This is a genomic window from Aliarcobacter skirrowii CCUG 10374 (assembly GCF_003544835.1).
Classification (GTDB): Bacteria; Campylobacterota; Campylobacteria; order Campylobacterales; family Arcobacteraceae; genus Aliarcobacter; species Aliarcobacter skirrowii.
In genome coordinates this window covers 425,224-452,063 of the sequence record NZ_CP032099.1, presented here as the reverse complement: position 1 = coordinate 452,063, position 26,840 = coordinate 425,224, and the positions used below count along the sequence as shown (strand labels likewise).

Genomic DNA, 26,840 nt, shown 5'->3' with positions numbered 1-26,840 from the left:
TCTATTTGATTTTAAATCTATTCAAATAGATTTTCAATAGCTTCTAAAGACTCTTTTTGCATCTCTAAATCCATATGAGCTGCATTTTTAACTTCTACTAATTCAACATTTAAACCTTTTTTCTTTGCAAGATTATAAAAATCTTTACTCATTTTAGGAGTTGAAACTTTATCATCACTACCATATATTAAAACTATTTTTGTATCTTTTGAGATTTTATCAATAACATCAACTGCTGAAATTAGACCTTTTTGTGGACTCTTTTTATGAATATCATAAACTCCTCCAGCACAAACTAAATTATCAACTAAATCTGGTTTAATCCCAATAGCAGTTGCACTTAGCATACAACCAGCACTATGAGCAATTATTGTAGTTTTAGTTGATTCAAACTCTTTTTTCAACTCTTCAACCAAAGCAATAAAAAAATCAACATATTTTTTTGTAGCTGCAAGGTTTTTCTGCTCTTTATTTCCAATAGCTTTATAGTTTTCACTTGTACTTTCAGAGTAACCAGGAAGCGCTAAGGCTATTGTTGAAACATCTGTTCTCATAGATATATCCTCAGCAAAAGGAGAGTATCTAGCAATAATGTCAGTTCCCTCGTCCCAAGTTCCATGAACAATTATATTAAGAGCATCTTCATCTGTAACAAAAGCTTTATAGTTTATACACTCATTTTTTACAAATACAAAATCTTCACCTTTTTTTAAACATTCACTTTTAGTAATTGCAAATAAATTTGAAGATAAGAACAGAATAAAAACAAAAATATTTTTTAACATAATTTATCCTTTTTAAATATTTTAATAAGCTACAATCCCTATATAGCCATCAACTTTTCTCTCAATAAGCTCAACAATTCCAGCTTGAGTATATGAAATACCATCCATAAAATCATCTTCAGTCCAATTCATACTTTGCATAGTATTTTTACATCCAATAAACTCTACATCATACTGCATTAAAGATTTAATTCTTGCTTGAGTATCTTTATCATAATCATTTTTTAAAACTCTCATTCCTTTACCATAAACAACAACCACAACTTTTAAACTCTCACTTGGATACTCTTTTAAAATATTATAAATAGAACCAATAGTTTGATTTACAGTATCTAAATCATTTACATATAAAGAGTATACAACCTTTCTTGGATTATCAAAACTTGGTTGCGGGTTACCAAAACTACTTTGCGAAAATGCAAAAACAAAAAAACAAAAAAATATAACTATTTTTTTTAACATATATACTCCTCTACTTTCATATTATTTAAAATAACTCCAGAGTTTAAAATTCTACAATAAACTCCTCTATGTTCTTTTAAAAGTTTGGGTAAATTATCATTAAATATAGCTAAATGGTTACAAACCGTACAAATTTGAGTTATTTGTATTATAGCCTCAGCTATTTTAAAACAAGTTCCAACTTCAAATTCATGTGGATCAAAATCTAATAAAACATTCTCACCCAAACTTCCATACTCTAAAAAAACACCATTATTTTTTGCTATCTCATAAGATTTAATACCAACTATCAAAACAGTTTGATCAAGCTTTTTACCAGCAAATTTATCAAACTCTATTCCATAATCTTTTATTAAATTTAAAGATTTAACCTTTGGTCTTGGAAGAGAACTTTGCTCTTTTGTTGCACTAAAAGTATCTATTACTTTTCCTAAAATTCTCATCTATTATCCATTAATAGTTTTAAAAAATCATCTTTTTTCCAAGCTCCTGGATATTGTGATAAAAGCTTTTTATTACTATTTATAAAGAAAAAGCTAGGAGTTATTCTTTTATACTCTTTTTGTAGATCAAAAGGTAAAGATGAACTATCCATATCAATCTCTAAAAATATATAGTTAGCATCTAATATCTTTTTTATACTAGAATCAGAAAAAACTTCTCTATCCATTTTTTTACAAAAATAACAACTATTTGAAGTTGCATAAACTATAATTTTTTTACCCTCTTTTTTTGCTTTTGTTAAAATAGTATCTTCATCTTTTTGTGAATACTTTGGCTCTTTATAGATATCTTCTTCTTTTATATTATCTTTAAATTCCATAAAATAAGTTGTTAAATTAAGGTAATCATCTTCACTTAATTCACCTTTCATACTACTTTTATTTTCATAATGTCCCAAAGCACTATCATCACAAATTGAGTTAAATCTATCTGGATTTTCTAAATATGACTTTAAATATATTCCTATCTCAATCTCTTGAAACTCTTTATCATTTTCATCACCAATTTTTTTTGAGCTATCGAACATTGCCCAAACCATTAAGTTTGCACTAGGAGCTTTTAAATTTAAAAGTGTATTATTTTTTTCAAAGAAGTTTTCTTTTAATAAGTTCATAGGAATATACTCTTTATGACAAGTAGCACACTTAGCATCAAAAACTTTTTTACCATCTTCAAAACTTGCAAATAAACTTATAGTCACTGCAAATAGAACAAATATTATTTTCATAATCTCTCCATAAATTTTTTAAACAAAACAATAAAACTATTGCTTTATTTAAAAAACATAAAGAAAAATCTTTATGTTTTCTATTTTAGATAATTCCAGGATTACCTTTTATTCCAACAATATCAGGAGTATCAATTTTTACTTTACTAATATGTTTAATATTTTTTAAATATTTCTCAACAGTTTCCCAAACTGGTTCACCCTCACTTTTTGCTCCAACAGTTGACCAACCAGAAACTCTGTAAGATTTATTAGCATCAATTTTTTTACCTGTTTTGCTTAAAACTATATTTGAAATTCTCTCTCCAATTTTTGCTTTTGGATCAATTTTATATGAAATTCCACCTGTTCTAACCATATCTCCACCTTGTTGTAAAAATGGATCTTCATTAAACAAGTTATCAGCAACATCTTCTAATATAAGTTTTAGTTCACTTCCTTTTATATCTCTAACATATGTTTCAGGATATGTCATAGCTGTTTGTGTCATTAAATCATCAAAAGTAATTGTTTGATTTGGCATAACTGAAGTTCCCCATCTAAATCCTGGAGATAGTGAAATTTGTGCATCATTTATCTCAATCAAAGCATCACAAATAATTTGATCCCAAGAACCATTGAAGTTACCTCTTCTAAATAGCGTCTCTTCAGTTGTAGCAATTGGTCTTGTAAGCTCTTTTAAATAAGGAAGTCTTACATCTTCAATATATTTTTTCATTTTTTTATCTTCAGGAATTAAATCTGAGAATATTGGAAGAAGTGTAAATTTAAAATCTTTGATTTTTCCATTTTGAATATCTAAATCTAAAACATTTAAGAATTTACCATTGCTTCCTGCATTACAAACATAAGTTGTACCTGATGAGTTTTTAACAGGATAAGCTTCTGGAACACCATCGTGTGTATGACCACCCATAATAAAATCAATTCCAGTTACAACCTCTGCCATTTTTTTATCTGTATCAAAACCATTGTGAGATAGAACGATAATAGCATCTGGTTTCTCATCTTCTTTAATTTGATCAACTAACTCTTGCATGCTATTTTCATTTATTCCAAATGTCCAATCAGGAATAAATCTTTGAGGATTTGCAATTGTTGTATAAGGGAAAGCTTGTCCAATAATAGCAACTCTAGCATCACCCATTTTTTTAATTGTATATGGTTTAAACGCGTGTCCACTATCTTCATCATAAGCTTCAGCACCATTCATCATAGCATCTTCTTTTACAAAAACATTTTGTGCTAAGAATTCTGCATTTAACTCTTTAACATTTTCAAGAATCTCTTTAGCTTCATATGTAAACTCCCAGTGCCCAACACAAACATCAACTCCAAGTAAATTTAAAGCTCCAACCATATCTTTACCTCTAGTCCATAAAGCTGTTGCACTTCCTTGCCAAGTATCTCCACCATCTAAAAATAGAGTTTTATCTTTTCCAAAACTATCTCTTAAAAAATCAACTACTGTTTTTATTTGTGCAAAACCACCTGTTTTACCCATAACTTTTGCATGCTCTTCAAAATTTACACATGAAAATGCATATTCAAGTCTTTTATTTCCTTTTATTCCATAGTAATCTAAAAATTTTTCACCAACAATATGTGGTGGTTTTCCTAAATTTCCATAAAATCCTAAATTAACACTTGGTTCTCTAAAATAAACAGGTAATAACTGTGCATGACAATCTGTCATATGTATAAATCTTGCATTACCAAATGGTTTTAATTTATAGTAATCTTCTAATTTTTTAGATGTTTCTACCATTCTTGTATGAGAGTTTGCAAATATAGGAGTTGCTCCTAAAGCTGCCATCATATATACAAACTCTCTTCTACTTAATTTACTCATTTAATATTCCTTTTATAAATAAAAAAAGTCAAGATAAAATCTTGACTTTTTAAAATTGGCTTTTTATAAATTTTTAATATTTATATCCATCACTAGGACTTGCTAATCGCCAAGTTTTCTTAGCTTCAGCCTCTTGAGTTAAAGCACTAATAGCAAAGCTACAAGCTCTCCAAGATGCAAACTCTATTGAAACTTTTTCCCCTGTTGCTTTTGCTTTGTTATCAACAATATCTATTTGATTTGAACCACTTTTTAAAGCTTTTTGAACAGCATCTATATATTGACTAGCTTTCATTCCAAATCTCATAAACTCAACACCATGATCAATAGCAACTTTATTGTATTTTTCAGCAGTTTGTATAACTTTCTCAACTCCATTTAATTTAACATCACACTCTTTTTTTACATCAAGCAAAGAGTAATCCTCTTTTGCTTGTGTTGATTGTGCTACTGTTTGTATCTCTTTTGGTGTAAGAAAAAAGTATATAGCAACTAACACTATAACCAATATTAAAAATAAAATCTTTTTCATATATTCTTCCTTATTTTCTTACATCAGGACCATCAACTGGCATCTCATTTGACATATAAGCTAAAAAGTATAGTAGTTCAATCATAGTTTGACTCTCATCTTTTGGTGGAACTTGACCTTGATCTACAACACAACCTGAAATTCTTCTCTCTAAAGTACCAATTTCTGCCCATCTAAGCCTGAAAACTGGAAAATGAGTAACTTGTCCAACAAGTGGAGATAAAACCTCATTTCTTACTCTATTACCAGAACCGTGAATATGACATGTTGCACAAGATAGTTTTAAATAACCTCTTTGATAATAGTAATACTCTTTTCCTCTTTCATAAGCATCTTTCTCTTCTTGACTATTAATTTGAATATCAAAAACTTTTCCAGCCTCTTTACTCTCATTTACAAAATAGGCTTGAAATTCGGCCATAGCACCTTTTTTTGTATTCCACTCTTTTTCACCATTTGCTCTTAAACAATCATTTACAGCTTTTGTTAAAGAGATTAACTCTTTTTTCTCTTTATCATAGTATGGAAATGTTCCAGCAATTGTTAAATCAGGAAAACAAGTCTGTAATGAGTTACCATTTGCAAATTTTTTTGTATATAACTCTTCACCTTTTTCAATAGCATCTTCGTAAGGAGGCATCTCTTTTAATGCCTCATATTGTAATCTTCCATCTTTTGAATATGCATAGCTTCCAATATTAAAATCCATATGTTTTAGATTTTTATCATATCTCTCTTCTAGCTCTTCTTGAGTAAAATAAGGAAAGAATTTACCATAATTTTTTGCTGGGTCTTCAAACTTAGCTTCAAAATATTTAATTGCAGCAACTCTATCTTTTTCTGCACCTTCATTAAAATTTGAACCACTTAAGTAAGAAGAAGATAAAAATAGAATTATAGTTGATCTTAGTAATTTACTAAACATATTATCTCTCTCCTTTATATAATCTTTTTATTTAATTTTTTCAACAGTTGTATCACTATTTCCTTTTAAATCTTTCCAAGATATAGTTATCTCATCTCCAGATTTTGCACCTTTAAATGAAAATTTAAAGTAAGGATCTTTTGATAAAAATTGACTAGAACTTACTTCATATACAACTTTATCTCCAATTTTAGCAACTAAATATGTAATAAAATTTGCCTCTTTTTTTGCTCTTTCAGCCTCTTGATAACTTAACATCTCATGTGATGCTAAAGCTCTAACTTCACAAATACCATTTTTATTTAATTTTGCTCTTATTTTTGTTGTTCCTGACATTTTATATCCTTTATATTTTATTTATTATTTTTATATATTTATAGCTTTGGTTGATTTAAATCACCCACCACATCCACCAATTGTAACTTTAATCTCTTTTGATGCTGAATATAGTTGACCACCTACATCTGCAATTACAGTAACAGTACCTGATTTTTGCATTTTAATTCTAAATGCATAGTCTAAAACCATATTGTCATTTACTGTAAACACAGCAACCGTACTCTCTGGATTTGCATCTTGGAATACTGCAATTTTACTTGCTTTTAAATCTGTTTTAAAAGAGATTGGAATAACTGCACCATTTTCAGCAATATCAGGAGCTGTTAATGAAATTCCACTTTGAGTTGTAGCAGTTTTTCCAAAAAGTTCTTTAACTGCTTCATCAAATTTTGTTGCAGTCCAAGCTTTTGGTTTTGTAGCTCTAAAATCTTCTGCACTTAAATGTGCTGGAACAGTTGCAACTGCAATTGCACCTAATCCTAATCCTAAAAATTTTCTTCTATTTAACATAATTTTTCCTTTATTTTAATTTATTGTTTTTAAATAAGCGACAACTGCTTTTATCTCATCATCACTTAACCAACCGTTTCTTCCAAATGCTGGCATTGCAGTTATAGGATCTCCTGGGTTTGTTGGATCAAAAATTTTACTATACAATGCCTCTTCTGGCCAAAGTGCTAAAAATTGCAATTTTGGACCCAAAGTTCCAGGCCCATCTAATGTTTTACCATTAGCATCATGACAAGCTATACAATTACCTTTTGTATTTGTCTTATATATAACTTCACCTTTTTTAATCAAATCAGTATTTTCTACTGAATTTGCATTTAAAATAGTTAAAAATCCAACAGATAAAACAGCTGCAATTTTTTTAATTAAATACATATTTCAACCTTATATTTTATTTGCTTGAATCAACCATATAATCTATAATTATCTTTAGCTCTTCATCGCTTAAATCTGTTCCACCCCTTGGTGGCATACTATTTATACCATTTATTCCATTATAATAAACTTGCTCAATTCCATTTTTAAGAAGTTTTTCCCAAGCATCTTTATCTCCAAGAACTGGTGCACCAATCGCTGCATTTGCATGACAAGCCGAACAACCAGCATTTTCATACTCAATTTGTCCTCTTTTCACTAAAGATTTATTAACTTTTGGTAGCTCTTTAACTGTTGAAAGAGGCTCATTTGCAGTTTTTGTTAAATCTTCATTTATTCTCATTACAAGATCCTCAACATCTCCTTCAATACAGTTACTCATACATCTTGTACCTTTACCATAAAGAGTTGGATCTGATAAAAACTTAGTCATATTCTCAACACCCTCTTTTGGGTTATGAGGAGTATTTGTTTCAGGATAGAATCCATTTACATTTGGCATAACAATTTTCAAAAACTTCTCTTTGTCTAAAACATAATCATCATCTAATGACTCACCATCTATTTCAATATTATTTATTGATAATAAATATGCAGTTAAAGCATAAGTTTCACTATTTGTTAAACTTTTTGGATGATTAAACGGCATAGACTCTTGAATATACCAAAAAAGAGTACTTGCATATGGCCAGAATGTTCCAATTGTTTTTTCAGGATTTTCTGGATTTGGATGCTCATCTGCTGGATTTAATCTCTGTTTTGTTAAAGATGTAATAGAACCACCAGCAAGTGCAGGATATCCACTTCCACCATATCCAAAATCACCATGACACATAACACATTGTGACTCATACAGATCCATACCCTCTTCAACACTACCTTGAGCTTTTTTTGGATTTCCATCTTCATCTAAAACAACTTCACCATGTTTCATATCAAACTCTGGTAAACCTGTTCCATCATACATTACATCTAAATCCCAAGCAGCAATCTCTTTCTTTGTAGCTTCTCTTCCTAAATTAAAACCTTCAAAACTTTGAGTATTTACATAGTACTGTGAATATTTTCCATCTTTTATTGGATATTTAACAGCACCATCTACAGAACTTTCATGCTTAGTTTCACTCTCACCACAAGCAACAAGAGCAAATGCTAAACCAACAGCTAAAAGAGAACTTTTAAGCTTTGTGATGTTTTCTAATTTGAACATTATTACACTCTCCTTTTTCTGTGATTTCCCAAGTTACTATTGCATTTCTGTGATAAACTGACTCAACTCCAACTGCACTTGTCTCTTCATCAATTGTAGGTTGAATATTTCCAAAATCATCATAAGCTCGGCTTGATAATAATAGAGGTTTTCCATCCCATTTATAAATATAACTAAATCTAGTCCAAGATTTTGGTAAAACTAAACCTTTAAGTTTTGCTTCAACCCAATTATCTCCACCATCAAAAGATATATCAACACCTTTAATTGTTCCATGACCACTCCAAGCAAGTCCTTCAATCTCAACCATATCACCTTTTTTCAAGCTTGTCCAAGGCTTTTCAGGACATGGTTTTGTAATTACAGAGTTTACTTCATTTACCCAGAAAAATCTAATTGCTTTTCCTGATTTTTGAAGCATTGTATATTTTGAAGTCTCCTCTTTTGCATGCCATGGTTTATCGCTAAACTCTAATCTATTTAGCCATTTAGTATTTAAATTTCCTTCCCATCCTGGAACAACAAGTCTTATTGGATAACCTTGTTCAGGTCTTAAAGCCTCACCATTTTGTCCCCACACAACCATAACATCATCAAGTGCTTTTTCAACTGGAATTGTTCTTGGATTTGATGCATTATCACTTCCAACAGCCAACATCCAAACAGCATCTTTTTCTAAACCAATATCATCTAAAATAGTTTTAAGCATAACTCCAGTCCATTGGGCACTACTCATCATACCTTTCATAAATTGTAAACTATTAAATTGTGGTCCTCTCCATTCAGGGCTTCCATTTGCTGGACACTCTATAAAATAAGTTCTTGTTTCACTTGGATATCTTTTAATATCCTCTAAAGTTAAAACAACTTCTCTTTTTACTTTACCATGAATCATCAATCTAAATTGATTTGGATCAACATGCGCTGTTCCTCCATGATTTCTTGTAAAGAATAGTCCATTTGGAGTTATTATTCCTTCACTTTCATGAATTGGACACATAGAAATTGATGCATAAGCATCACCTGAAGATAGAAGATTATGAGTTCTTCTAATATTATTATGCTCATACGGAGAAGGAAGACCATATAGATTTTTGTCTACTGGATCTCCTAGTTTTTGTCCCCATGGTGCTTCATTTATTATTGCGGGATCATCTGCTTTTAAAGAAACAGGTGACAATACACTAGCAGCACTTAAAGCTCCAGCAGAGTATATAGCAGTCTTTTTAAAAAAATCCCTTCTACTAGTAGTGGCACTAGTAGTTATAGATTTTTTATTTGTATCTAAAACTTCACTATTTTTCAAGCCAACCTCCTAAGAAATATTGAATATATTTAAAAATATTCAGAACATTGATTATATTTATTATAAGGTAAAAAAAAACTTAAATTATTAAATATTCTTATAGGAAAAAAATTAACAAACAATAATAAATAGCTTATAAATAGCATCTATAACTCATTGTTATATAGCTTATTTTATTTAATTATAATGCTATCTATTAATTACAATTTCTTCCTCATCAATTTTAAAAAATCTATATAATTTTCTTATAATTATCATTAAAAGTAATCCATCTAATAAACTTGCAATAATAAAAGAGAAGTATTCAGCTTGATTAATAAGTCCATAATTATATGAGATCATTGCAATTGCAACCATAAATGTAAGTGGCATTGAATCACTTAATGCAAAAAGAAGTGTATTTTTTGGTTTTAAATACTTTACAAAAACTAAATATGAACTTATTAATCTAATTGCTACAATTGCACTCATAATAAATATTGAATGAAGAAGTATATCAAAAGTGATCATATCAAGTTTTACAGTTGAACCTGTATATATAAAAAATATAGGTGCAAAAAAACCAAATCCAAAAGACTCTATTTTATGTAGCAACTCTTCTCTTTGATAAAAAAACATCTTAAAGAATAATCCAGCTGTAAAGGCTCCTAAAACAACATCGATTTTAAGAAGCAACATAATTGAAACCATAATTAGCAATAAAGATAAAGAGAATCTAATATCTTGGTCATGTTTATCTTTTTCACTATCTGGAATCAAATACTGTTTTAGCTCAGGAAACCACCAAAAAATCATATATGAAAATCTAAGAAGTAAAATTGTAACTACAACTACGGCAAAAATTGTAAAAATTGAAGTTACAAATCTTCCACTTAAACCAAACTCTGTCCATCCACTAAAAAGTGTAATTGCTAAGATGCTAACAACCTCTCCAACAACCCCAATAGATAGTGCTAAATTTAACCAAGGTTGCTCTTTTCCATACTCTTTTATAAGCATCATAAGCATTCCAAGTGAAAATATAGGAAGTGCTACAAAATAAGTTAATCCTAAATCAAACAACCAACAAATAAGACCTGATAGTGAGTATAATAGAACAAAATACATAACTACATTTGTTGCTAATGTTGCTTTTATTACATTTACAAGTTTGAAATTTATCTCTAAACCAGCTAAAAACATAAGATAAATAAATCCAAATTTTGCAATAAGTTGTAAAATCTCATCATCATAAATAAGACCTAAATATCCACACAACAATCCTAAACCTATCTCAATAACAACAACTGGTATTTTTAAAATCTTTGCAAATACAGGAGCTGTCATTATTATTGTACAAATTGTTATTATTAAAAGAATTTTCTCCATACTTTAAACCTACTTCTTATCCTCTTTTGTCTGCATTCCAGCCTCTATTAAAAACGGACTTACTGCAAAAGAGATTTTCTTAATTTTGTCATATTTTGCATAAGATAGATATAAAATATCTTTTGCTCTTGTCACTGCAACATAAAATAGTCTTCTCTCCTCTTCCAAGCTTCCACCCTTGCTCATAAGCTTTCTATTTGGAAATCTTCCATCCATTAAATCAATTACATAAACCTCTTTAAACTCTAAACCTTTACTTGCATGAATTGATAATAAATTTACACCATCACCTTCACTAAGCTCGCTTCCACCTAAAATCATAGCATTTAAAAATCTTGATAAATCGTTATAGTTTTTTGATAAATTTTTTAAAAGTGCTACTTTTTGGTTTATTTTAGCTATTGATTTTATCTTTACCATCTCATTTATGGTTCCATCTTTTTGTGTAGCTCTTTTTGTACATAGTTGCTCTTTTATTCTTGAGTACGCCATTGATGAACTAATTGATGTAATTTGGCTTTGCGGATTTTTTACTCTTTTTAACTGTTTTAAAAGTAGATATATTTCATAAATATATTTGGCTCCATCAACTGTTAATTTTGGATGTTTTAAAATAGGATTTCCTAAAAATGTCTCATCAAAACCACAAGTAACAAACTTTGCAACACTTCCAAGCTCTATAAAATCATCAAAAAGTCCTAATTGTTGACTCTTTCTTTTTGTTTCAAAAGGATTATTTATGCTATTTATTGGATTCAATAATCCTTGAATAACATTACCTTCTCCTAGTTTTAAAAGAGCATCAAAAATATCTTTTGCAACAGCTTTTCCAATACCTTTTCCATACTCTAAAATGTGAATAAATGCCATCATATCATTATTTGAAACTTGAAGAACTAATAAATCTAAAATATACTTTACTTCAATAGAATCAAAAAAACTATGTCCACCTTTTCTTTTAGCAGCAATTCCAATCTCTCTTAAATTTGCCTCAATTCCATCAGCACTTGAGTTATTTCTATATATTATTGCTATATCGTTGTGTGGAGTTTGCGTTTTTGAAATTAGCTGTGCAATATACTCATATTGAGAAAAAAGCTCATCAAAAACTAAGAGTTTTGGCTGATAAATATTTTCTGTTCGTACAACTTCAAGTTTTTTAGGATATATTCTATCATTGTACTCAATAACTTTTGTTGCTAAATCTAAAATTGGTTTTGTAGATCTATAATTTTTTCTAAGAGTAAAAACCTTAGCATCTTTATATCTATTTATAAAATTTGAGATTATTTTTATATCAGAGCCATTAAAAGCATATATACTTTGATCATAATCTCCTACACAAAATAGTGATTTTGACTTAAATGCATCAAGTAATCTTCCTTGTAAAGGGTTTGTATCTTGATACTCATCTACTAAAATCTCTTGGAAATTAAAACTGTGTTCTTGTAAAACTTCCAACATATTTGTAAGTAAATCATCAAAATTTAGATAACCAAACTCTTTTTTAAGAGTATTAAACTCATCAATTACATCTTCATAGATTAGTGAATAAATCTCATGCGCAGGACTTTTTTCATTTAACCAAGTTATAAAGTCTTCACTATTATTTGAATTTAAATATAAAGAGTATAAATCATATAAATATCCACCATCATATGGACTTGCTTCATCACTAGCTTCTACAAAAACTCTTTTTTCATATATTGATTTAAATAGAGTTTTTAGCTCATTTGGCTGTTTTAAAGTTATATTTAAATCTAAACTCTTTAGAAGTTTAAATGAAACAGAGTGAAAAGTTCCAGCCATAATCTCTTGAGCAATCTCTTTTGAAAAAATCTTTGCAACACGATTTATCATCTCACTTGCTGCTTTATTTGTAAATGTTAAAAGTAAAATCTCATTTGGTTTTATTCCACTATTTATTAAGTGTGAAATTCTTCCAACAATAGTTGAAGTCTTACCAGTTCCAGCACTAGCAATTACAAGATTGTTTCCAAAATTACAAATTGCTGCTTCTTTTTGTTCTTGATTAAGTGTTGATAAGGGCATTTAGAAAGCTTATATTTTTTGTTTATTTAGTAATGTCATTTTGAAATAGTATCATAAAAGATATTAAGGTTGATTTTTTTTGGCATAAAAAAAGCCCGCCTAGGGGAAGCGGGCTTTCTACACAAGGAAACATAAAAAAATTATCTATTTAAGAAACTTATCTTAAAATACATAAGCAAGTCTGTTTTTAACTTACCTACAAAAGAATTATAATTAAAAAAAGTTAACAAAAGATTAATTCAGACTTAATTTATGCTTTCCAATTAGATTTTTTTTCAACTTTTTTTTCATTTTCAACTAAAATAGTTATATACTTTAAAGACCAAATAACTAATGCAACTATCAATAAAAAGGCACTTAGCTCAATAAAAAATATATAATTAAAATCAAAATTTGAACTTATTGATGTAAAAACTCTAATTAATGCTAAAAATTGAACTGCAATAAATATTATCAATGCAAAAAGTTTTGTCTCAATTTTTCTTCCAGAGTGACCAAGTATTACTCTAGTTCCAAAGCCAACTAAAACTGTAACAAAATATCCAATAGCTAAAGTATGAATAACAATTTTTTCAAAATAAAAATTTGGATTTATAAAAGCAAAAACTGATTCAATAATAGATATGAAAAATGCAATAACTATCCAATACAAACCTAAGTGCAAAATCCAAACTATTGGTGGAGTTTTAAATGTTGGAAGTTTCCAAATAAAAAGTTCTCTTAAAATAAATAAAAATATTGGTATATCTATAAATAGATTTAATCTTGTATCTTCAAAACTCAAAACTAATACTTTTATTAAAAGTAATACAAAAAATATATCAAGCAATTTATTGCTTCTATTTATTTTATATTCTGGAACCATAACTCTTGTAAAAAAAGGTATCATTCTTTGAGATATTGTAAAAATTATCATAAATAAGAATAGATAAAATCCACTGTTTATTGCTATTTTTGAAAACAGATATGAGTATTTTAAATCAAATTGTGAAACTATAAAAAGTAGTTGGGATATCAAACCTGTACTAAAAGCTATTAAAACCCATTTTGTATCGTTTTTATCTTTTAATGTACTTTTTTTATGAATAGAATATAGAAGAAAAAAACTCATAGCTTGTGCAAATAAGATAAGAACTTGAAATAAAATAGTAAATTTGGAATAAAAAATTAAAGATAATAAAATTCCAATACTAGCTATAAAATAGATATAAAATTGTCTCATATAATCTTTTGATTCAATCTCTGCTTGCATCAAAAATTTTGGAAAAACAACAAATAAAAAACCTAAAAAAAACTGTATAAAAACAACAAAAATAAGTGTATAAGCATGATATGTTAAAACTGTTGAGTTAATATCTATTATATTTTTGTAAGAAAAAACAAAAAGTGTCATAAAAAGTATAAAAAAAATCATACCATTTGTAAAAAAAGGTTGATGTGGTTGAGAGATGAATTTTTTGTACCAAAGATTCATAAAAACTCCTAAATTTAAAATATAAACTATTTTAACTATTTATTAGAAGTTTTATCTTGATTTTAAGCAAGAAAATCTTGCTTAAAATTTTTAGTGACAACTTCCACAACAAGAAGTTGTACTTGAATCTTTTATTGCTTCTAAAACCTCATCATAGTTTGGTTCACTTGTAATTTCTGGAACAATTTGTTTATAAGTTACTTTACCAGATGCATTAATTATAAATATAGCACGTGCTGTTAAACCAGCTAAAGGTCCATTTGCTTGTAAAACTCCATAAGATTTTGCAAAAGCTTTTGCTCTAAAATCAGATGCAACTTTAAGATTTTCTATTCCTTCTGTTGTACAAAATCTTTTCATTGCAAATGGTAAATCCATAGATACAATAACAACTTCTACATTCTCTAGCTTTGCTGCTTCAACATTGAATCTTCTAGCTTCTGCTGCACAAACACCTGTATCAAGAGATGGAACAGCAACAACTACTTGAACTTTTCCTTGTTTACCACCAATTTGAATATCACTTAAATTTTCAGCAACTGCTGTTACAACTGGAGCTAAATCTCCAACATTAAGCTCTGCTCCACTTAAATTTACCTCTAAATCATTTTTAAATTTTACTGTTGCCATTTTATTTCCTTTATTAAATTTTAAATTTCATAGAAATTATATTAAAATAGGATAAGATTTATCTTAATTTATATCAAGCAAATTTTATCTTCTTCTAATCTTATCTTTTTATCATCAATTAGCTTTGTTAAAGTGGCTTTAAATGCTTTTTTACTCATAGCAAAAACATCTTTTATATTTTCAGCATCACTTTTATATGTAAAGTTTAAACTTCCACCATTTGCCTTTAAAATATCTAAAACTTTTTCTGTATCAACTTTTTGACCTATTTTTTGCAAACTAATATCTAGCTTTTCATCATCTCTAAGATTTTTTACATAAGCTCTTTTTTTATCACCTATTTTTAAATTTTCAAAAATTTCAGAGTGAAAAATCATACCCTCGTAACTATTATTTACAATAACTTTAAATCCTAGTGGTGTTTTTGAGTATAAAATTATCTCTACCTCATCACCTTGTTTTAAATCTTTTGGCTCATTTTCTAAAAAGTATTTTTCACTTGCAATTAATCTATTTGTTCTTTCATCAAATTGCATTTGTAAAACTTTATATGAACCAATATTATAAGTTCCTTTTTGTCTATTTTTTGGAACTAGCAAATCTTTTGCTAAACCAATATCTACAAAATAACCAAATTTTGCACTATCAACAATCTTTAAATTTGCAAATTCATTTAAATACAAATATGGTTTTAAAGTAGTTGCAACTAATCTATCTTCACTATCTGTATATATAAAAACATCTAGTAAACTATCAATAGCCATCTCTTTTTTTACATAAGCATTTGGTAATAAAACTTCCGTTTCATCTGCGCTTATTAGGTAAATTCCAGGTTCACTAACTCTATTTACTCTTAAAGTGTTTACAACACCTTGTTTTATTTTTTCATCTATTTTTTTCATTGGTTTTTCCGTTCTTTCTTTTTTATTTTCTATATTTTATTAGCTTTACAACTCCTAAAGCAACAACTGCGACCATTATTATACTAGCTCCTGAACTTATGTCAAAAATGTATGAAACTATAAGTCCACATAGTGTGAATATTGTAGCTAAAATTGAACTAATAATCATCATAGTTGAAAGTTTAGAAGAAAAAGCCTCGGCTAAATATGTTGGAATTGTAAGAAGTGCAATTACCAAAATAAGTCCAACAGCTTTTATAGCAGCAACTACGCAAAGTGCTGATAATATTAAAATTAGTGTATAAAAAAACTTAACATTTATTCCTCTTAAGCTTGCAAACTCACTATCATATGATACAGATAAAATCTCTTTATAAAAATATACAACAATTGCTATAATAAAAATATCTAAAAGAGTCATATAAATAATATCTTCACTTGAAACAGCAATAATACTTCCAAACAAATAGCTCATTAAATCTACATTGTATCCAGGAGTTAAATCCACAAATATAATTCCAATAGCCATTCCACTTGCCCACATCATACCAATTATTGCATCAATTCTGCTTCTATTTTTTAAAGTAATAATAGCGATTATTATTGCAGTTATTACAGCAAAAATAGTTGCCCCAAATAAAACTGGTATTCCTAAAAATATTGCTATTCCTATTCCTCCATAAGCGCTGTGAGCTATTCCACCTGTTAAAAAAGTAATTTTATTTACTACTACCAAAGTTCCAATTATTCCAGCTGCAATAGAGATTAAAACTCCAGCTATTAAAGCATTTTGAATAAAGCTATATTGTAAAATTTCTAACATTTTTTTCCTTCAAAAATGTCCCATTTTTTAAGGGAGAATTTATTTTAGTGTACATGGTTACAACACATTTGAGTTTTACCTAAAGCTGAAAGTAGTTCAACCTCACACAAATGATCATCAGCTAAAGTAACATTTTTTTGAACCTCTGCAAGGCTGTGATAAACTAATTTTCTATTTACATGAGCAACATTTTGTGCATAATTTAAAAGAATTGATAAATCGTGACTCACAACAACAATACAAATAGATTTATTTAGCTCTTTTAAAAGTTCATAAATCTCTTGTTGTCCTTGTACATCAATACTTGCAGTTGGTTCATCTAAAAGCATTATTTTTGGATTTGAACAAAGTGCACGTGCTATAAAAACTCTTTGCCTTTGACCTCCACTTAAATCACCTATCTTTTTATTTGCATAATCTTTCATTCCAACTTGATTTAAAGACTCTAATGCACAAGAGATTTCATCTTTTGAATATCCAAAAATTCTCTTTTTTGAGCTAACATGCCCCATTAAAACAACTTCTAAAGCAGTAATTGGAAAATCTATATTTAAATTTGTATTTTGTGGAACATATCCTATTTGACTATTTTTTATATATTTCTCTATTTTTCCACTTTGAAGTGGTAAAAGACCAAGAATTAGTTTTAAAAGAGTTGATTTTCCACCACCATTTGGTCCAATTATTGCTAAAAAATCATCATCTTTAATTGTTAAATTTACATTCTCTAAAATATCTGTTTTTTGATACTTAAAAAATAGATTTTTAATCTTTATTAAATCCACTTAAAACCTTTATTTGCAACTTTGTTGCAATAGTATCAAATATTGGATTAATTCTTTTAAATATCACCTTTAATATATGAATAAAAAATTCCTAAATATTCATGAAAGGCTAGTTCAACTTTTTTTATATTTGTTGCATTAAAATAAGATGAGGGATATGAACTTACAAAATATTTATGATTTGTTGGACTCTCTATAATATTTAAACCCTCTTTTTTAAATAAAAGCGAAGCTCTTTTCATATGACTAGCACTTGTAACTAAAATTAGTTTCTCATTTTTAACAATTTTTTTAGCTTCAATAGCCTCCTCTTTTGTATCTTTTGGAGTATCTAAAGTGATTATATCTTCAGCTTCAACACCTAAATTTATAGCTAATTTTTTTTGCATTTTTGCATGTGTATTTGGATCATCATAAGCATAACCACTTAAAATTAGTTTTATATTTTTATTACTCTCTTTTAGATTTTTATAGTGTCTTATTCCTTCAACTAATCTATTAATTGCTGTTGTATTAAGCTCTGAAGTGATTGCAAAATTTTCATTTGTTTTATGACCATTTCCTAACACTAAAATATATTTAGCATCATTTGGAGTATTGATTAGGGCTTTGTGTGAATTTTCAAGTGGAGCAATTATCATATTTGAGATAGTTTGATTTGAAATAAGCAAAAACCAAAAAATAGCCAAAAACAGAAAGATTTTTGCTCTTTTTTGTGAGTTTTTTAGCAAAAAAAATAAAGCTATAAGTAATAAAAAAACTCCAATTGGAATGGGAAGTAAAAAAGCTGAAACTATTTTTTTAAGTACAAACATCATCTATCTCTTTTTATATAATTTTAAAATATTATCTAAATAGAGGTTAGATTTACTTCTAATAATCTTTATTTTTAATTTTTGAAGATGATGTAATTTCTAGTAATTTATCTGATAGATTTGATACTTCATTTGATAAAGAGTCTATATTTGATGCAGTTTGCGCATTTTTTTGTGTAGTTTCATCAAGATTTGCTAGAGTTTGATTAATTTTTGATATTGCTAACTCTTGATCTTTACTAAAAATTGTAACATTTTCAATAATCTCTTTTGTAGAAGATATTTTTGAAGATAATTTTTCATACCCTTTTATCATATCATCTGCAATATTTTTCCCATCAGTTGCTTCAATATTTGCACTCTCTACTAGATTTTTTATGCTATTTGCAGCCTCTGAACTCTTAGAGGCTAAATTTCGCACCTCACCAGCAACAACTGCAAAACCTTTTCCAGCCTCACCAGCAGTTGCTGCTTCAACTGCAGCGTTTAGGCTTAAAATATTTGTTTGAAATGCTATTTGATCAATAATAACAATTGCTTCATTTATAGCTTTTACTTTTTTACTTATCTCATCCATTGAAACAAATGTCTGTTTAGCAGCTTTGTTTCCAATTTGTGCAGCACTACTTAACTCATCTGAAATTTGATTCATTTTACTAATATTTTCATTGTTGTGTTTTATATTTTGTGTTATTTGATCAAGCGAGGATGATGTTTGTTTCAAAGATATAGCTTGATTTGAAGATGATATTGCAAGCTCATTTGAAGAGTTAGCTAAGATTTTTGTATTTTTTTCAAGATTTTCTCCTGCATTTTCAATCATAGATATTAAAGAAGATATAGTTTTTGCTAAAAAAGTAGTAGATTTATAGAGTATTCCAAAATCTCCTTGCATAGTTTTTGTTTGATAATCTTCTAATTTAAACTCATAATTACCCCTACTATATTGATTTAATAAAAGATTTATACTATCAAGTTTAACTCTTGTGCTTTCTAACATTTTATTTATAATCTCAACTAAAGTTTGAAGCTCTTTTGTAGATGATTTTGCCTCTATTGAAACATTAAAATATCCCAAATTTACTCTTTGCATAACTTCTGTAATTTTTAAAATTACTTCTTTATCATTTTTTGTAATCTTATCAATTTTTAAAATCTGCTCATTCATATTTTTTGTCATTAAAGCAAACTCATCTTTTCCACTAATTTGATTTAATTTAATCTCATCTTTCTCTTTCATTGAGTAAAAGAAAAATTGATTTAAATTATTCTCAAATTTTTTAATAGCTTTTGTGATGTTACTTGTCATTAATAAAATTACTATAAAAATAGTTAAAATAAAAGCTATTAAAAATATTATAAATAAAATTATCTGTTTATCAAGTTTGATAGTTTTGTTTTCAATATATTTAAGAGTATCTTCTAATACTCTATTTTGTAATCCCATAAAAACCAAAATCTTCTCATTTGAACTATCTATCCATACTTTTAAATCAGATCCATAAATATTTTTTGATAAAAAATCAAAAGCATCTAAAGTTTTTTTATCAATACTTTTTGTATCACTTATATAATCACTCATAAAAGCTCTTTCCATGTATAAATCAATACTATTTTGAATATCTGCTAAAAACTTTTTCTCATCATCTTGTAAGGCAAATTTTCTATACTCTCTTATTGCTCTTAATATTTTTGTGTGATCACTTTGAATTTTATTTAAGATATTTTCATCATTTGTCAAAATCAAATTATTGTAGTGATAAATTAATCCACCAAAGCCAAAGCCTTGTATCATGATATTTATAAGCTCATCTTTTTTTGCTTTTAAAAATATAACTTCTCTTAAATTTTCTATATTTAAAAATGCTTTATTTTTAGTTTGTAAATTATAAAAATCCAATTGATTTTGTGTTAAATTTTTTTCCAACTCTTTAATATTTTCATCTTGAAAAGTAAGTAGTGAGATAAATCTATTATAATCATCATTTAAAATCTTTTTATATTTAAAAATATTACTAACCAAACTCTTCTCTTGATATATTTTTTCTATAATCTTAACGCTCAAAATATATGTTTGAGATGCGTTTAAAAGATCTTTACTATTTGAATATACTATTAACTCATCGAAAAAAGAGATTAAATCTAAAATTATTTCATTATAAAAAGTTTCAATAGCTTTACTATCAATACTCTGTTTAAATATATTCTCTCTCTTTTCTTTCAACAAAGTTAAACTATTTTTCAAAATCTCAATTTTTTCTAAAAGATGAGAATCATTTTTTGCTAAATTAAAATTATTTATAAAATCTTCCAGTTCTTTTTCACTATTTAAACTAAGATTTATCTGCTTATCTAAAACCTCTTTATTTGCTCCATAGCTATTTAAATATGAAATTGCAACTTCTCTTTCAATTTGTAGATTTTTTAAAACTTTTAATATCTCAACCGTAAAATTTATATATTTTGATGTTTTTTTCATATTTGAAACATTTTCTATTTTTTCAACAATTAAAAAAGATGTAAGAGTCAAAATCGCAATCATTGGAAGAACTAAAATTAAAAATATTTTGTTTCTTAATTTTAAATTTTTCATATACTTTTCCTAAAATTCTAATTTTTGGAAAATATATCCTAAAGATTTTAAACTAGCTTGATAAAAAATGAGTTGTAATCAAGATGTTATTAAATGGTAACCATCTTGTAATTTTAAGATTATTTGTAAATTATTCTTTTGTAAAAATTGCACTTGTATATCCTACCACTTTCGTTTTATCATTTGAGATATCAGCACTTGTACAGTAGTGTAGAAGTTTGGATTTTAAATTTTGTTTTATTCCTAATTTTATTATTGCTTCAATTGCAGTTTTTCCACAAGCCTCACAAAACTCTAAAGATTTTAAATCAAAATTTTTAACTGCATTTAAACAATTTATATCAAGTTTCATAGCATCATTTAAAGAGTAAAAGTGGCTTAAATCTGAGCTAATTACCAAAAGATTATTGCTATCTTTTAGTATATATTCATAAAGTTTTACTAAATCATCACTTGAGATATCACCATAAATTATCTCTACTATTTTTGCACTATTAAAATAGTATTTACAAAATGGAGCTTGAACCTCTGTTGAGTGTTCAAAACTACACTCCTCTTCAAAAGTTAAAAAATCAAAAGTTTTTAATAACTCTTTTGAATACTCTAAATCTACTTTTAAATTTCCAAATGGTGTCTCATAAAAATCATATAAAGATATACTTGCACCTTTGAACCAAACTTTATGAGAAGGTCCAATAATAACAACTTTTTTATAGTTTTTTAAAGATGCTACTTTAAAAGCTTTATTAGCTGTAAAACCACTATAAATATATCCAGCGTGTGGAACTAATATTGCAGATATATCTTTTAAATTTAAATCACTACTCTTTTCTTGATTAAACTTTTCAAAATATTTTAGTAACTCTTTTTTTTCATTTGGATAAAAGCTTCCACTAACTACACTTTTTCTAATACTCATTTTATCTTCTCAACCTCATAAATATAGATATCTGGTCTGAAATTTTCATCAACTTCAAAACCACCTTTATAACACAATTGTGAGAAAAAATCATCAAAATTTGGTAACTGTTGCCAAACTTGTGGTAAAAAAGTGCTTCTTTTAGCTTTAAATTCTAAAATAACACCATGTTTATTTGGAATAATTTGTTTTTTTAAATCATTTAAATCAAGATAATCAATCTTTTTAGGTTTTGTTAAAAGTGATATCTCTATATCTACTTTTTGAAACTCTTCAGCTCTTAGCTCAAAAAATCTAGGATCTTCAAATGCAGCCATGTAAGAGTTTGAAATTAAATCATCAAGTAAAGTTTTAGTTGCAACTAAACTTCCAATACACCCTCTTAACTCACCATTTAAAGTTAAGGTTACAAAAGTTGCTCTTTTTTCATTTAAAAAGCTAAACTCTTTTAAAAGTTTTTCTTTATCTATTTTAATTTTATTATCAAATTTACTTTTTATAGATTTTTTTGCAATATCTTTTAGTAACTCTTTATTCATATAAGCTCTTTTATTTTTTATTTTAAGTTTAATCAAATATCTCTTTAAGTTCTATTTTGATAAAAGTCTATCTTCAGAAATATTTATAATATTTATAAGATTTTATTAAGGTAATAGATGAGTAAAGTATATTTAACAGGTGCTGGTCCTGGTGATATTGAGCTTTTAACTATGAAAGCACACAATATTATAAAAAAAGCAGATGTAATAATTTATGATAAATTAGCAAATAAAGAGATTTTAAAACTTGCAAAAAAAGATGCTAAACTTATTTTTGTAGGAAAAGAGTTTGGAAATCATTTAAACTCACAAGATGAGATAAATGAGATAATTTATCAAGCTAGTAAAAAATATGAAATAGTAGTTAGATTAAAAGGTGGTGACCCTTTTGTTTTTGGAAGAGGTGGAGAAGAGGCTTTATACTTAAAAGAGCGTGGTGTAGCTTTTGAGATAATTCCAGGAATTACTTCAAGTATAAGTGTACCTGCATATGCTGGAATTCCAGTAACTCAAAGAGGTCTTACTTGCTCTTTTAGAGTGGTTACTGGTCATGAAGCACAAAACAAATCAAACTGCTTTATTGATTGGAGTAGTTTTAAAAGTAATGAAACTATAGTTTTTTTGATGGGTTTGCATAATATTGAGTTAATTAGTAAAAAATTAATCGAGATTGGAAAAGATAAAAATACACCTTGTGCGGTTATTTCAAATGGAACAACAAAAAATCAAAAAGTTGTAACTGGAGATATAGAAAATATTGTTTTAAAAGCAAAAGATATGCCAACTCCAGCGATAATTATTGTAGGAGATGTTGTAAATTTAAGAGAAGATTTAAATTGGTTTATGTAGTTTAATCTAGTTTATCTCTCTCTAAACAAGATTTTTCATAACCATTTTCACAAGATTTTTCAAACATTATTTTTGCTTTTTCTATATCTTTTTTTACGCCAAGAGCTAAAAGATAAATTTGTCCAACATAAAATTGAGCCAAACTATCCTCTTGTAAACTAGCTTTTTCATACCAAAAAAGGGCTTTTTTATAATCTTTTGAAACTTTTTTTCCATAAAAATAGATATATCCCAACATATTTTGAGCCTCTAAGTTACCACTTTTAGCAGACACATCAAAAAAAGATATTGCTTTGTTTATATCTTTTTTCTTTCCCAAACCATCGTAATAAATCATTCCTAAATTAAACTGTGCAAAACTATTTTTATATTTTGCATATTTTGAAAATATCTCAAATGCTTTTTTATAATCTTTTTTATCTAATGCATAAACAGCATCATCAACACCTTTTGAAAATAGTGTTAATGTACAAATAATAGTTATAAAAATAGCTTTTTTCATCTACTCTCTTTTGACTTTAAAAAATCTTTTACTTTCTTATCTAAAAATCTCATTCTCTCTTTTCCTTTTGGCATTGTAGTTCGTAGCTCTTTTAGCTCTTTTAAGAACTCTTCAATACCACTTGGAATTAAATTTTTTATATACTCTTTGAAATTTTTTGCAAAAGCTGGAGAAGTTCCACTTGTTGAAATTGCAATTGTTAAATCACCCTGTTTTATATATGCTGGAAAGATAAAATCGCAATACTGTTTATAATCTACACAGTTACAAAGAATTTTATAATCTCTTGTTTCAAAATATATGCTCTCTTGCAGTGCTTTATCATCAACTGCCGCTATTACAATATCAAAATCTTTTATATCACCTTTTTCATACTCTTTTACTGCAAATTTAAGATTTTGCTCATCAACTATTTGTTTAACTTCACTATTAAACTCTTTTGCTATTAAAGTTATATTTTTTGAAAAATTTAAAAGATGCTCCAACTTTTCTAATGCAATATTTCCTCCTCCAACTATTAAAACTCTTTTATCATCAAACTTTATGAAAGCTGGGAAATATGACACAATGTACCACCCTTAATTTTAAATTTAAGTTTGATTTTAACCAATAATTATTTATTAAATCTTAATTTACAAATAAAAATTTCAAAAAACTTTGAAAAAATAGATTTATATACTATAATGTTTTGTTTGAAAATTGGGGTAATCAAATAGATATTAAAGGATTGTAAAATGTTATTTTTAGAATTAGAAGCTCCTTATATTGCTATGTCAATTTTTATTTTATTTGTTATAGCTGTTATTACAACTAGAAAATTCTCTCCAAAAAATAGTTTTAAAATCTTTTTCCCTCTAGCTTTTATTATCTTTTCTATAGCAATATTTGCAAACTATAAGATGGTTACAAAAAGAATGTATGAAGTTGAAAAACTATTTTTAAATGAAAAGGCAATAATTTGTGAAAATAGAACAAATAAACTATTTTTAAAAAATGTTCTAGTTCAGATGAAAGATGGTTGGAGTTTAAGAGATCATATATTTGAAAATCCTGAATATTTTAAAAGTTTTCATAGTGCAAGATGTTTTGAATTTATTGAAAATATTGAAGAAAGTAGCATAAAATAAATTTTATAATTTTTTTATTAAATAAAATTTAGATAATATTCCCTTTATTTGACCTTTAAGGAAAAAAATGAGATCTAACACAAAAATAACACTTATAATCTTTTCAATTGTTGTATTATTAACTTCCATTATCGTTGTTTTAGTTGCAATTGGTTCTAGACAGATTGGATATGATGGTGTTAAGAAGAAAGCCTATTTGACTGCTGATATAGTTAAAAACTCTCTTACATCTCACATGGTAAATGGTAATATGTCTCAAAGAGATGTCTTCTTAGATAGTATAAGCCAACTAAAAAATGTACAATCTTTATGGCTAGTTAGATCAAAAAGTGTTAGTGAACAGTTTGGAAACTCTTCTTTGGCAAATGAAAACCCAAGAGATGATATTGACTTAGAAGTTTTAAAAACAGGTGTTGAAAAGATTGTAATAGAGGAGTCTTTATATACTGCAAATCTTAGAATTACAATTCCATATACAGCATCATCATTAGATAAACCAAACTGCCTTTCATGTCACAATGCAAAAGAGGGAGAGGTTTTAGGAGCTATATCTTTAAGCTTTGATATAAGCGAAGATAGAGGTTCAAATATAATGGTTTTATTATATATTATTGGAACAATATCTATATTTTTAATTATTTTTTTAATTTTTATTAGAAAAAGAATAACTCCATATACAAACTCTTTTGACTCTTTAGCAAATGTATTAAAAAAAGTTCACGAAGGTGATTACTCAATTCGTGCAAATGCTGGTGTATTAAAAGAGGATAAAGAGGTATCAAATTGGTTAAATGAACTAATTGAAAAACTTGAAACTGTACTAACAGGAATTGAAAAAAACTTAACTTCATTTGTTCACAACAGAGCTTCAAATATAAATCATGATAAGTTAATAAGTGCAAAAGAGATTATTGAAGATATTAGTGAAATTTATCACTATAAGAAAACTATTGAAAATGATTTAACTATTGATGATATCTATCATAGATTGGTTTTAGTTTTAAAAGAGAGATTAGAGATTGAGAATTTTTTAATATTTGAAACTGATTTAATAAAAGATATTAGAAAAACTATTTTTGCAACAGAAGGTATGATTGCTTGTTGTGATTTAAAACAAAATATAAAAGATGTTTGTAGAGCTGAAAGATTAAACAATATAGTTGCATCTGAAAATTTCCCTCAAATTTGTAGAGTTGCAAAATGTAAAAATAGCAATGAGAGTTATGTTTGTATTCCATTTTATATAAATGAGCAAAGAAATCTTGTAATACAAATTATCTCTAAAGATGAGGAGCAATCAAACTCTTTAAAGTATAAAATTGGAATTATTAAAAAATATCTTGAAGAGACAAAACCAATTTTAGAGAGTAAGATTTTAATGGAAGCATTAAGACAAAAAAATCTAACAGACTCTTTAACAGGACTTTATAATAGAAAATATCTTGATGAAATTGTAGAAAAAGAGCTATCTTCTGATATTAAAGATGGTGTTGTTTATGCAATTATGTTTTTAGATATTGACTACTTTAAAATGGTAAATGATACTTATGGACACGATGTTGGAGATGACATATTAAGAAAACTTGCAATTACAATGAAAAAATCAATAGGAGCAAATGAGACATTAATTAGATACGGAGGAGAGGAGTTTTTAATCTTAATGAAAAATGCAACTCAAGAGAGTGCAAAAGATTTAGCAGATAAAATAAATAAAGATTTCTCAAAAATTATATTTAATTATGGGGCTGATAACTTCTCTAAAACTGTAAGTATTGGATACTCATTCTTTCCAACAGATACAGATCAATTTTGGAAATGTATAAAATATGCTGATATATCTTTATATGAGGCAAAAGCAACTGGAAGAAATAAAGTTGTTAGATTTTCAAAAGAGATTTTAAAAAATGGTGATAAAACAGAGTATTAAAAAGTAAT

The 26,840-nt window shown here is 27.2% G+C and carries 28 protein-coding genes; 3 read left to right on the top strand and 25 right to left on the bottom strand.

The annotated features are described in order from the left end of the window. Positions 1-17: 17 nt before the first annotated feature. The 23 genes from ASKIR_RS02365 to amrA all read right to left on the bottom strand — a co-directional run bounded on the left by ASKIR_RS02365 (position 18) and on the right by amrA (position 22,427). Positions 18-785 carry an alpha/beta hydrolase gene (locus ASKIR_RS02365; protein WP_228198776.1) on the bottom strand — a complete coding sequence of 256 codons (768 nt, stop codon included), beginning with the start codon at positions 783-785 and terminating at the stop codon, positions 18-20. A gap of 21 nt (positions 786-806) precedes the next feature. Further along, complete coding sequence (locus ASKIR_RS02360) at positions 807-1,247, bottom strand: DsrE family protein (protein ID WP_066352342.1); 441 nt, start codon at positions 1,245-1,247, stop codon at positions 807-809. Continuing rightward, positions 1,241-1,690: an MOSC domain-containing protein gene (locus ASKIR_RS02355; protein ID WP_066352346.1), complete on the bottom strand. Its 450-nt coding sequence runs from the start codon at positions 1,688-1,690 to the stop codon at positions 1,241-1,243. Before ASKIR_RS02355 ends, ASKIR_RS02360 begins: the two co-directional genes overlap by 7 nt. Continuing rightward, positions 1,687-2,478 carry a thioredoxin family protein gene (locus tag ASKIR_RS02350; protein ID WP_066352353.1) on the bottom strand — a complete coding sequence of 264 codons (792 nt, stop codon included), beginning with the start codon at positions 2,476-2,478 and terminating at the stop codon, positions 1,687-1,689. Before ASKIR_RS02350 ends, ASKIR_RS02355 begins: the two co-directional genes overlap by 4 nt. 85 nt (positions 2,479-2,563) lie before the next feature. Continuing rightward, positions 2,564-4,330 carry a thiosulfohydrolase SoxB gene (soxB, locus tag ASKIR_RS02345; RefSeq protein WP_066352355.1) on the bottom strand — a complete coding sequence of 589 codons (1,767 nt, stop codon included), beginning with the start codon at positions 4,328-4,330 and terminating at the stop codon, positions 2,564-2,566. A gap of 73 nt (positions 4,331-4,403) precedes the next feature. Continuing rightward, positions 4,404-4,862, bottom strand: coding sequence for a hypothetical protein (locus ASKIR_RS02340; protein WP_170256913.1), 459 nt, complete (start codon positions 4,860-4,862; stop codon positions 4,404-4,406). Between the two features lie 10 nt (positions 4,863-4,872). Next, positions 4,873-5,787, bottom strand: coding sequence for a sulfur oxidation c-type cytochrome SoxA (gene soxA / locus ASKIR_RS02335; protein ID WP_115588431.1), 915 nt, complete (start codon positions 5,785-5,787; stop codon positions 4,873-4,875). Between the two features lie 27 nt (positions 5,788-5,814). Further along, positions 5,815-6,123 (bottom strand): thiosulfate oxidation carrier complex protein SoxZ, encoded by a 309-nt coding sequence (soxZ, locus tag ASKIR_RS02330; protein ID WP_066162313.1) that lies wholly within the window; start codon positions 6,121-6,123, stop codon positions 5,815-5,817. A 60-nt stretch (positions 6,124-6,183) separates the two neighbouring features. After that, the gene (gene soxY / locus ASKIR_RS02325; RefSeq protein ID WP_066162316.1) at positions 6,184-6,636 is read right to left on the bottom strand and encodes a thiosulfate oxidation carrier protein SoxY; all 453 of its coding nucleotides are present in this window, start codon (positions 6,634-6,636) and stop codon (positions 6,184-6,186) included. Between the two features lie 15 nt (positions 6,637-6,651). Then, on the bottom strand, positions 6,652-7,011 hold the full coding sequence (gene soxX, locus ASKIR_RS02320; RefSeq protein WP_066162319.1) for a sulfur oxidation c-type cytochrome SoxX: 360 nt from the start codon (positions 7,009-7,011) through the stop codon (positions 6,652-6,654). Positions 7,012-7,027: 16 nt separating this feature from the next. Further along, a complete protein-coding gene (locus ASKIR_RS02315) occupies positions 7,028-8,221 on the bottom strand; it encodes a c-type cytochrome (protein WP_115588430.1) in 1,194 nt (397 codons plus the stop codon). Continuing rightward, complete coding sequence (gene soxC / locus ASKIR_RS02310; protein ID WP_066162325.1) at positions 8,190-9,527, bottom strand: sulfite dehydrogenase; 1,338 nt, start codon at positions 9,525-9,527, stop codon at positions 8,190-8,192. Before soxC ends, ASKIR_RS02315 begins: the two co-directional genes overlap by 32 nt. 189 nt (positions 9,528-9,716) lie before the next feature. Then, the gene (locus ASKIR_RS02305; protein WP_066352361.1) at positions 9,717-10,895 is read right to left on the bottom strand and encodes a cation:proton antiporter; all 1,179 of its coding nucleotides are present in this window, start codon (positions 10,893-10,895) and stop codon (positions 9,717-9,719) included. 9 nt (positions 10,896-10,904) lie between these two features. After that, positions 10,905-12,947 (bottom strand): ATP-dependent helicase, encoded by a 2,043-nt coding sequence (locus tag ASKIR_RS02300; protein WP_066352363.1) that lies wholly within the window; start codon positions 12,945-12,947, stop codon positions 10,905-10,907. 250 nt (positions 12,948-13,197) lie between these two features. Next, positions 13,198-14,421, bottom strand: coding sequence for an NnrS family protein (locus tag ASKIR_RS02295; RefSeq protein WP_066352368.1), 1,224 nt, complete (start codon positions 14,419-14,421; stop codon positions 13,198-13,200). A gap of 90 nt (positions 14,422-14,511) precedes the next feature. After that, entirely contained in the window at positions 14,512-15,051 is a 540-nt protein-coding gene (gene prx-suh, locus ASKIR_RS02290; RefSeq protein WP_066162335.1) for a thiol peroxidase Prx-SUH, read from the bottom strand. A gap of 68 nt (positions 15,052-15,119) precedes the next feature. Continuing rightward, positions 15,120-15,944 (bottom strand): CvfB family protein, encoded by an 825-nt coding sequence (locus tag ASKIR_RS02285; RefSeq protein ID WP_066352907.1) that lies wholly within the window; start codon positions 15,942-15,944, stop codon positions 15,120-15,122. 31 nt (positions 15,945-15,975) lie between these two features. Next, positions 15,976-16,776 carry a metal ABC transporter permease gene (locus ASKIR_RS02280; RefSeq protein WP_066352369.1) on the bottom strand — a complete coding sequence of 267 codons (801 nt, stop codon included), beginning with the start codon at positions 16,774-16,776 and terminating at the stop codon, positions 15,976-15,978. Between the two features lie 44 nt (positions 16,777-16,820). Then, positions 16,821-17,561: a metal ABC transporter ATP-binding protein gene (locus ASKIR_RS02275; RefSeq protein WP_066352370.1), complete on the bottom strand. Its 741-nt coding sequence runs from the start codon at positions 17,559-17,561 to the stop codon at positions 16,821-16,823. A 56-nt stretch (positions 17,562-17,617) separates the two neighbouring features. Beyond that, on the bottom strand, positions 17,618-18,379 hold the full coding sequence (locus tag ASKIR_RS02270) for an ElyC/SanA/YdcF family protein (RefSeq protein WP_170256921.1): 762 nt from the start codon (positions 18,377-18,379) through the stop codon (positions 17,618-17,620). Between the two features lie 55 nt (positions 18,380-18,434). Then, positions 18,435-20,969 (bottom strand): methyl-accepting chemotaxis protein, encoded by a 2,535-nt coding sequence (locus tag ASKIR_RS02265; RefSeq protein WP_066352372.1) that lies wholly within the window; start codon positions 20,967-20,969, stop codon positions 18,435-18,437. 130 nt (positions 20,970-21,099) lie between these two features. Continuing rightward, complete coding sequence (amrB, locus tag ASKIR_RS02260) at positions 21,100-21,888, bottom strand: AmmeMemoRadiSam system protein B (protein WP_066352377.1); 789 nt, start codon at positions 21,886-21,888, stop codon at positions 21,100-21,102. Then, complete coding sequence (amrA, locus tag ASKIR_RS02255; protein ID WP_066352911.1) at positions 21,885-22,427, bottom strand: AmmeMemoRadiSam system protein A; 543 nt, start codon at positions 22,425-22,427, stop codon at positions 21,885-21,887. Before amrA ends, amrB begins: the two co-directional genes overlap by 4 nt. 117 nt (positions 22,428-22,544) lie before the next feature. On the opposite strand from amrA, the gene cobA reads away from it, so the two are divergent. After that, complete coding sequence (gene cobA / locus ASKIR_RS02250) at positions 22,545-23,276, top strand: uroporphyrinogen-III C-methyltransferase (RefSeq protein ID WP_066162350.1); 732 nt, start codon at positions 22,545-22,547, stop codon at positions 23,274-23,276. 1 nt (position 23,277) lies between these two features. Here cobA and ASKIR_RS02245 read toward each other — a convergent pair whose 3' ends face one another. Together ASKIR_RS02245 and ASKIR_RS02240 are read right to left on the bottom strand one after the other, a co-directional pair. Continuing rightward, entirely contained in the window at positions 23,278-23,778 is a 501-nt protein-coding gene (locus tag ASKIR_RS02245; protein WP_066352379.1) for a tetratricopeptide repeat protein, read from the bottom strand. Beyond that, entirely contained in the window at positions 23,775-24,344 is a 570-nt protein-coding gene (locus tag ASKIR_RS02240; RefSeq protein ID WP_066352386.1) for a precorrin-2 dehydrogenase/sirohydrochlorin ferrochelatase family protein, read from the bottom strand. Before ASKIR_RS02240 ends, ASKIR_RS02245 begins: the two co-directional genes overlap by 4 nt. 168 nt (positions 24,345-24,512) lie before the next feature. On the opposite strand from ASKIR_RS02240, the gene ASKIR_RS02235 reads away from it, so the two are divergent. Together ASKIR_RS02235 and ASKIR_RS02230 are read left to right on the top strand one after the other, a co-directional pair. Then, entirely contained in the window at positions 24,513-24,905 is a 393-nt protein-coding gene (locus tag ASKIR_RS02235; protein WP_066352388.1) for a hypothetical protein, read from the top strand. A 67-nt stretch (positions 24,906-24,972) separates the two neighbouring features. Next, positions 24,973-26,832: a GGDEF domain-containing protein gene (locus ASKIR_RS02230; RefSeq protein WP_066352397.1), complete on the top strand. Its 1,860-nt coding sequence runs from the start codon at positions 24,973-24,975 to the stop codon at positions 26,830-26,832. Positions 26,833-26,840 lie beyond the last annotated feature (8 nt).

What these genes read in the sequence shown, in the direction of transcription:
- ASKIR_RS02355 (WP_066352346.1), bottom strand. Translation starts at nt 1,690, where the DNA reads ATGAGAATTTTAGGAAAAGTAATAGATACTTTTAGTGCAACAAAAGAG.
- ASKIR_RS02360 (WP_066352342.1), bottom strand. Translation starts at nt 1,247, where the DNA reads ATGTTAAAAAAAATAGTTATATTTTTTTGTTTTTTTGTTTTTGCATTT.
- ASKIR_RS02245 (WP_066352379.1), bottom strand. Translation starts at nt 23,778, where the DNA reads ATGAAAAAAGCTATTTTTATAACTATTATTTGTACATTAACACTATTT.
- ASKIR_RS02365 (WP_228198776.1), bottom strand. Translation starts at nt 785, where the DNA reads ATGTTAAAAAATATTTTTGTTTTTATTCTGTTCTTATCTTCAAATTTA.
- ASKIR_RS02265 (WP_066352372.1), bottom strand. Translation starts at nt 20,969, where the DNA reads ATGAAAAATTTAAAATTAAGAAACAAAATATTTTTAATTTTAGTTCTT.
- soxA (WP_115588431.1), bottom strand. Translation starts at nt 5,787, where the DNA reads ATGTTTAGTAAATTACTAAGATCAACTATAATTCTATTTTTATCTTCT.
- amrB (WP_066352377.1), bottom strand. Translation starts at nt 21,888, where the DNA reads ATGAGTATTAGAAAAAGTGTAGTTAGTGGAAGCTTTTATCCAAATGAA.
- soxB (WP_066352355.1), bottom strand. Translation starts at nt 4,330, where the DNA reads ATGAGTAAATTAAGTAGAAGAGAGTTTGTATATATGATGGCAGCTTTA.
- prx-suh (WP_066162335.1), bottom strand. Translation starts at nt 15,051, where the DNA reads ATGGCAACAGTAAAATTTAAAAATGATTTAGAGGTAAATTTAAGTGGA.
- amrA (WP_066352911.1), bottom strand. Translation starts at nt 22,427, where the DNA reads ATGAATAAAGAGTTACTAAAAGATATTGCAAAAAAATCTATAAAAAGT.
- ASKIR_RS02280 (WP_066352369.1), bottom strand. Translation starts at nt 16,776, where the DNA reads ATGTTAGAAATTTTACAATATAGCTTTATTCAAAATGCTTTAATAGCT.
- ASKIR_RS02340 (WP_170256913.1), bottom strand. Translation starts at nt 4,862, where the DNA reads ATGAAAAAGATTTTATTTTTAATATTGGTTATAGTGTTAGTTGCTATA.
- cobA (WP_066162350.1), top strand. Translation starts at nt 22,545, where the DNA reads ATGAGTAAAGTATATTTAACAGGTGCTGGTCCTGGTGATATTGAGCTT.
- ASKIR_RS02270 (WP_170256921.1), bottom strand. Translation starts at nt 18,379, where the DNA reads ATGATGTTTGTACTTAAAAAAATAGTTTCAGCTTTTTTACTTCCCATT.
- ASKIR_RS02305 (WP_066352361.1), bottom strand. Translation starts at nt 10,895, where the DNA reads ATGGAGAAAATTCTTTTAATAATAACAATTTGTACAATAATAATGACA.
- soxZ (WP_066162313.1), bottom strand. Translation starts at nt 6,123, where the DNA reads ATGTCAGGAACAACAAAAATAAGAGCAAAATTAAATAAAAATGGTATT.
- ASKIR_RS02230 (WP_066352397.1), top strand. Translation starts at nt 24,973, where the DNA reads ATGAGATCTAACACAAAAATAACACTTATAATCTTTTCAATTGTTGTA.
- ASKIR_RS02300 (WP_066352363.1), bottom strand. Translation starts at nt 12,947, where the DNA reads ATGCCCTTATCAACACTTAATCAAGAACAAAAAGAAGCAGCAATTTGT.
- ASKIR_RS02235 (WP_066352388.1), top strand. Translation starts at nt 24,513, where the DNA reads ATGTTATTTTTAGAATTAGAAGCTCCTTATATTGCTATGTCAATTTTT.
- ASKIR_RS02350 (WP_066352353.1), bottom strand. Translation starts at nt 2,478, where the DNA reads ATGAAAATAATATTTGTTCTATTTGCAGTGACTATAAGTTTATTTGCA.
- ASKIR_RS02315 (WP_115588430.1), bottom strand. Translation starts at nt 8,221, where the DNA reads ATGTTCAAATTAGAAAACATCACAAAGCTTAAAAGTTCTCTTTTAGCT.
- ASKIR_RS02295 (WP_066352368.1), bottom strand. Translation starts at nt 14,421, where the DNA reads ATGAATCTTTGGTACAAAAAATTCATCTCTCAACCACATCAACCTTTT.
- soxY (WP_066162316.1), bottom strand. Translation starts at nt 6,636, where the DNA reads ATGTTAAATAGAAGAAAATTTTTAGGATTAGGATTAGGTGCAATTGCA.
- soxX (WP_066162319.1), bottom strand. Translation starts at nt 7,011, where the DNA reads ATGTATTTAATTAAAAAAATTGCAGCTGTTTTATCTGTTGGATTTTTA.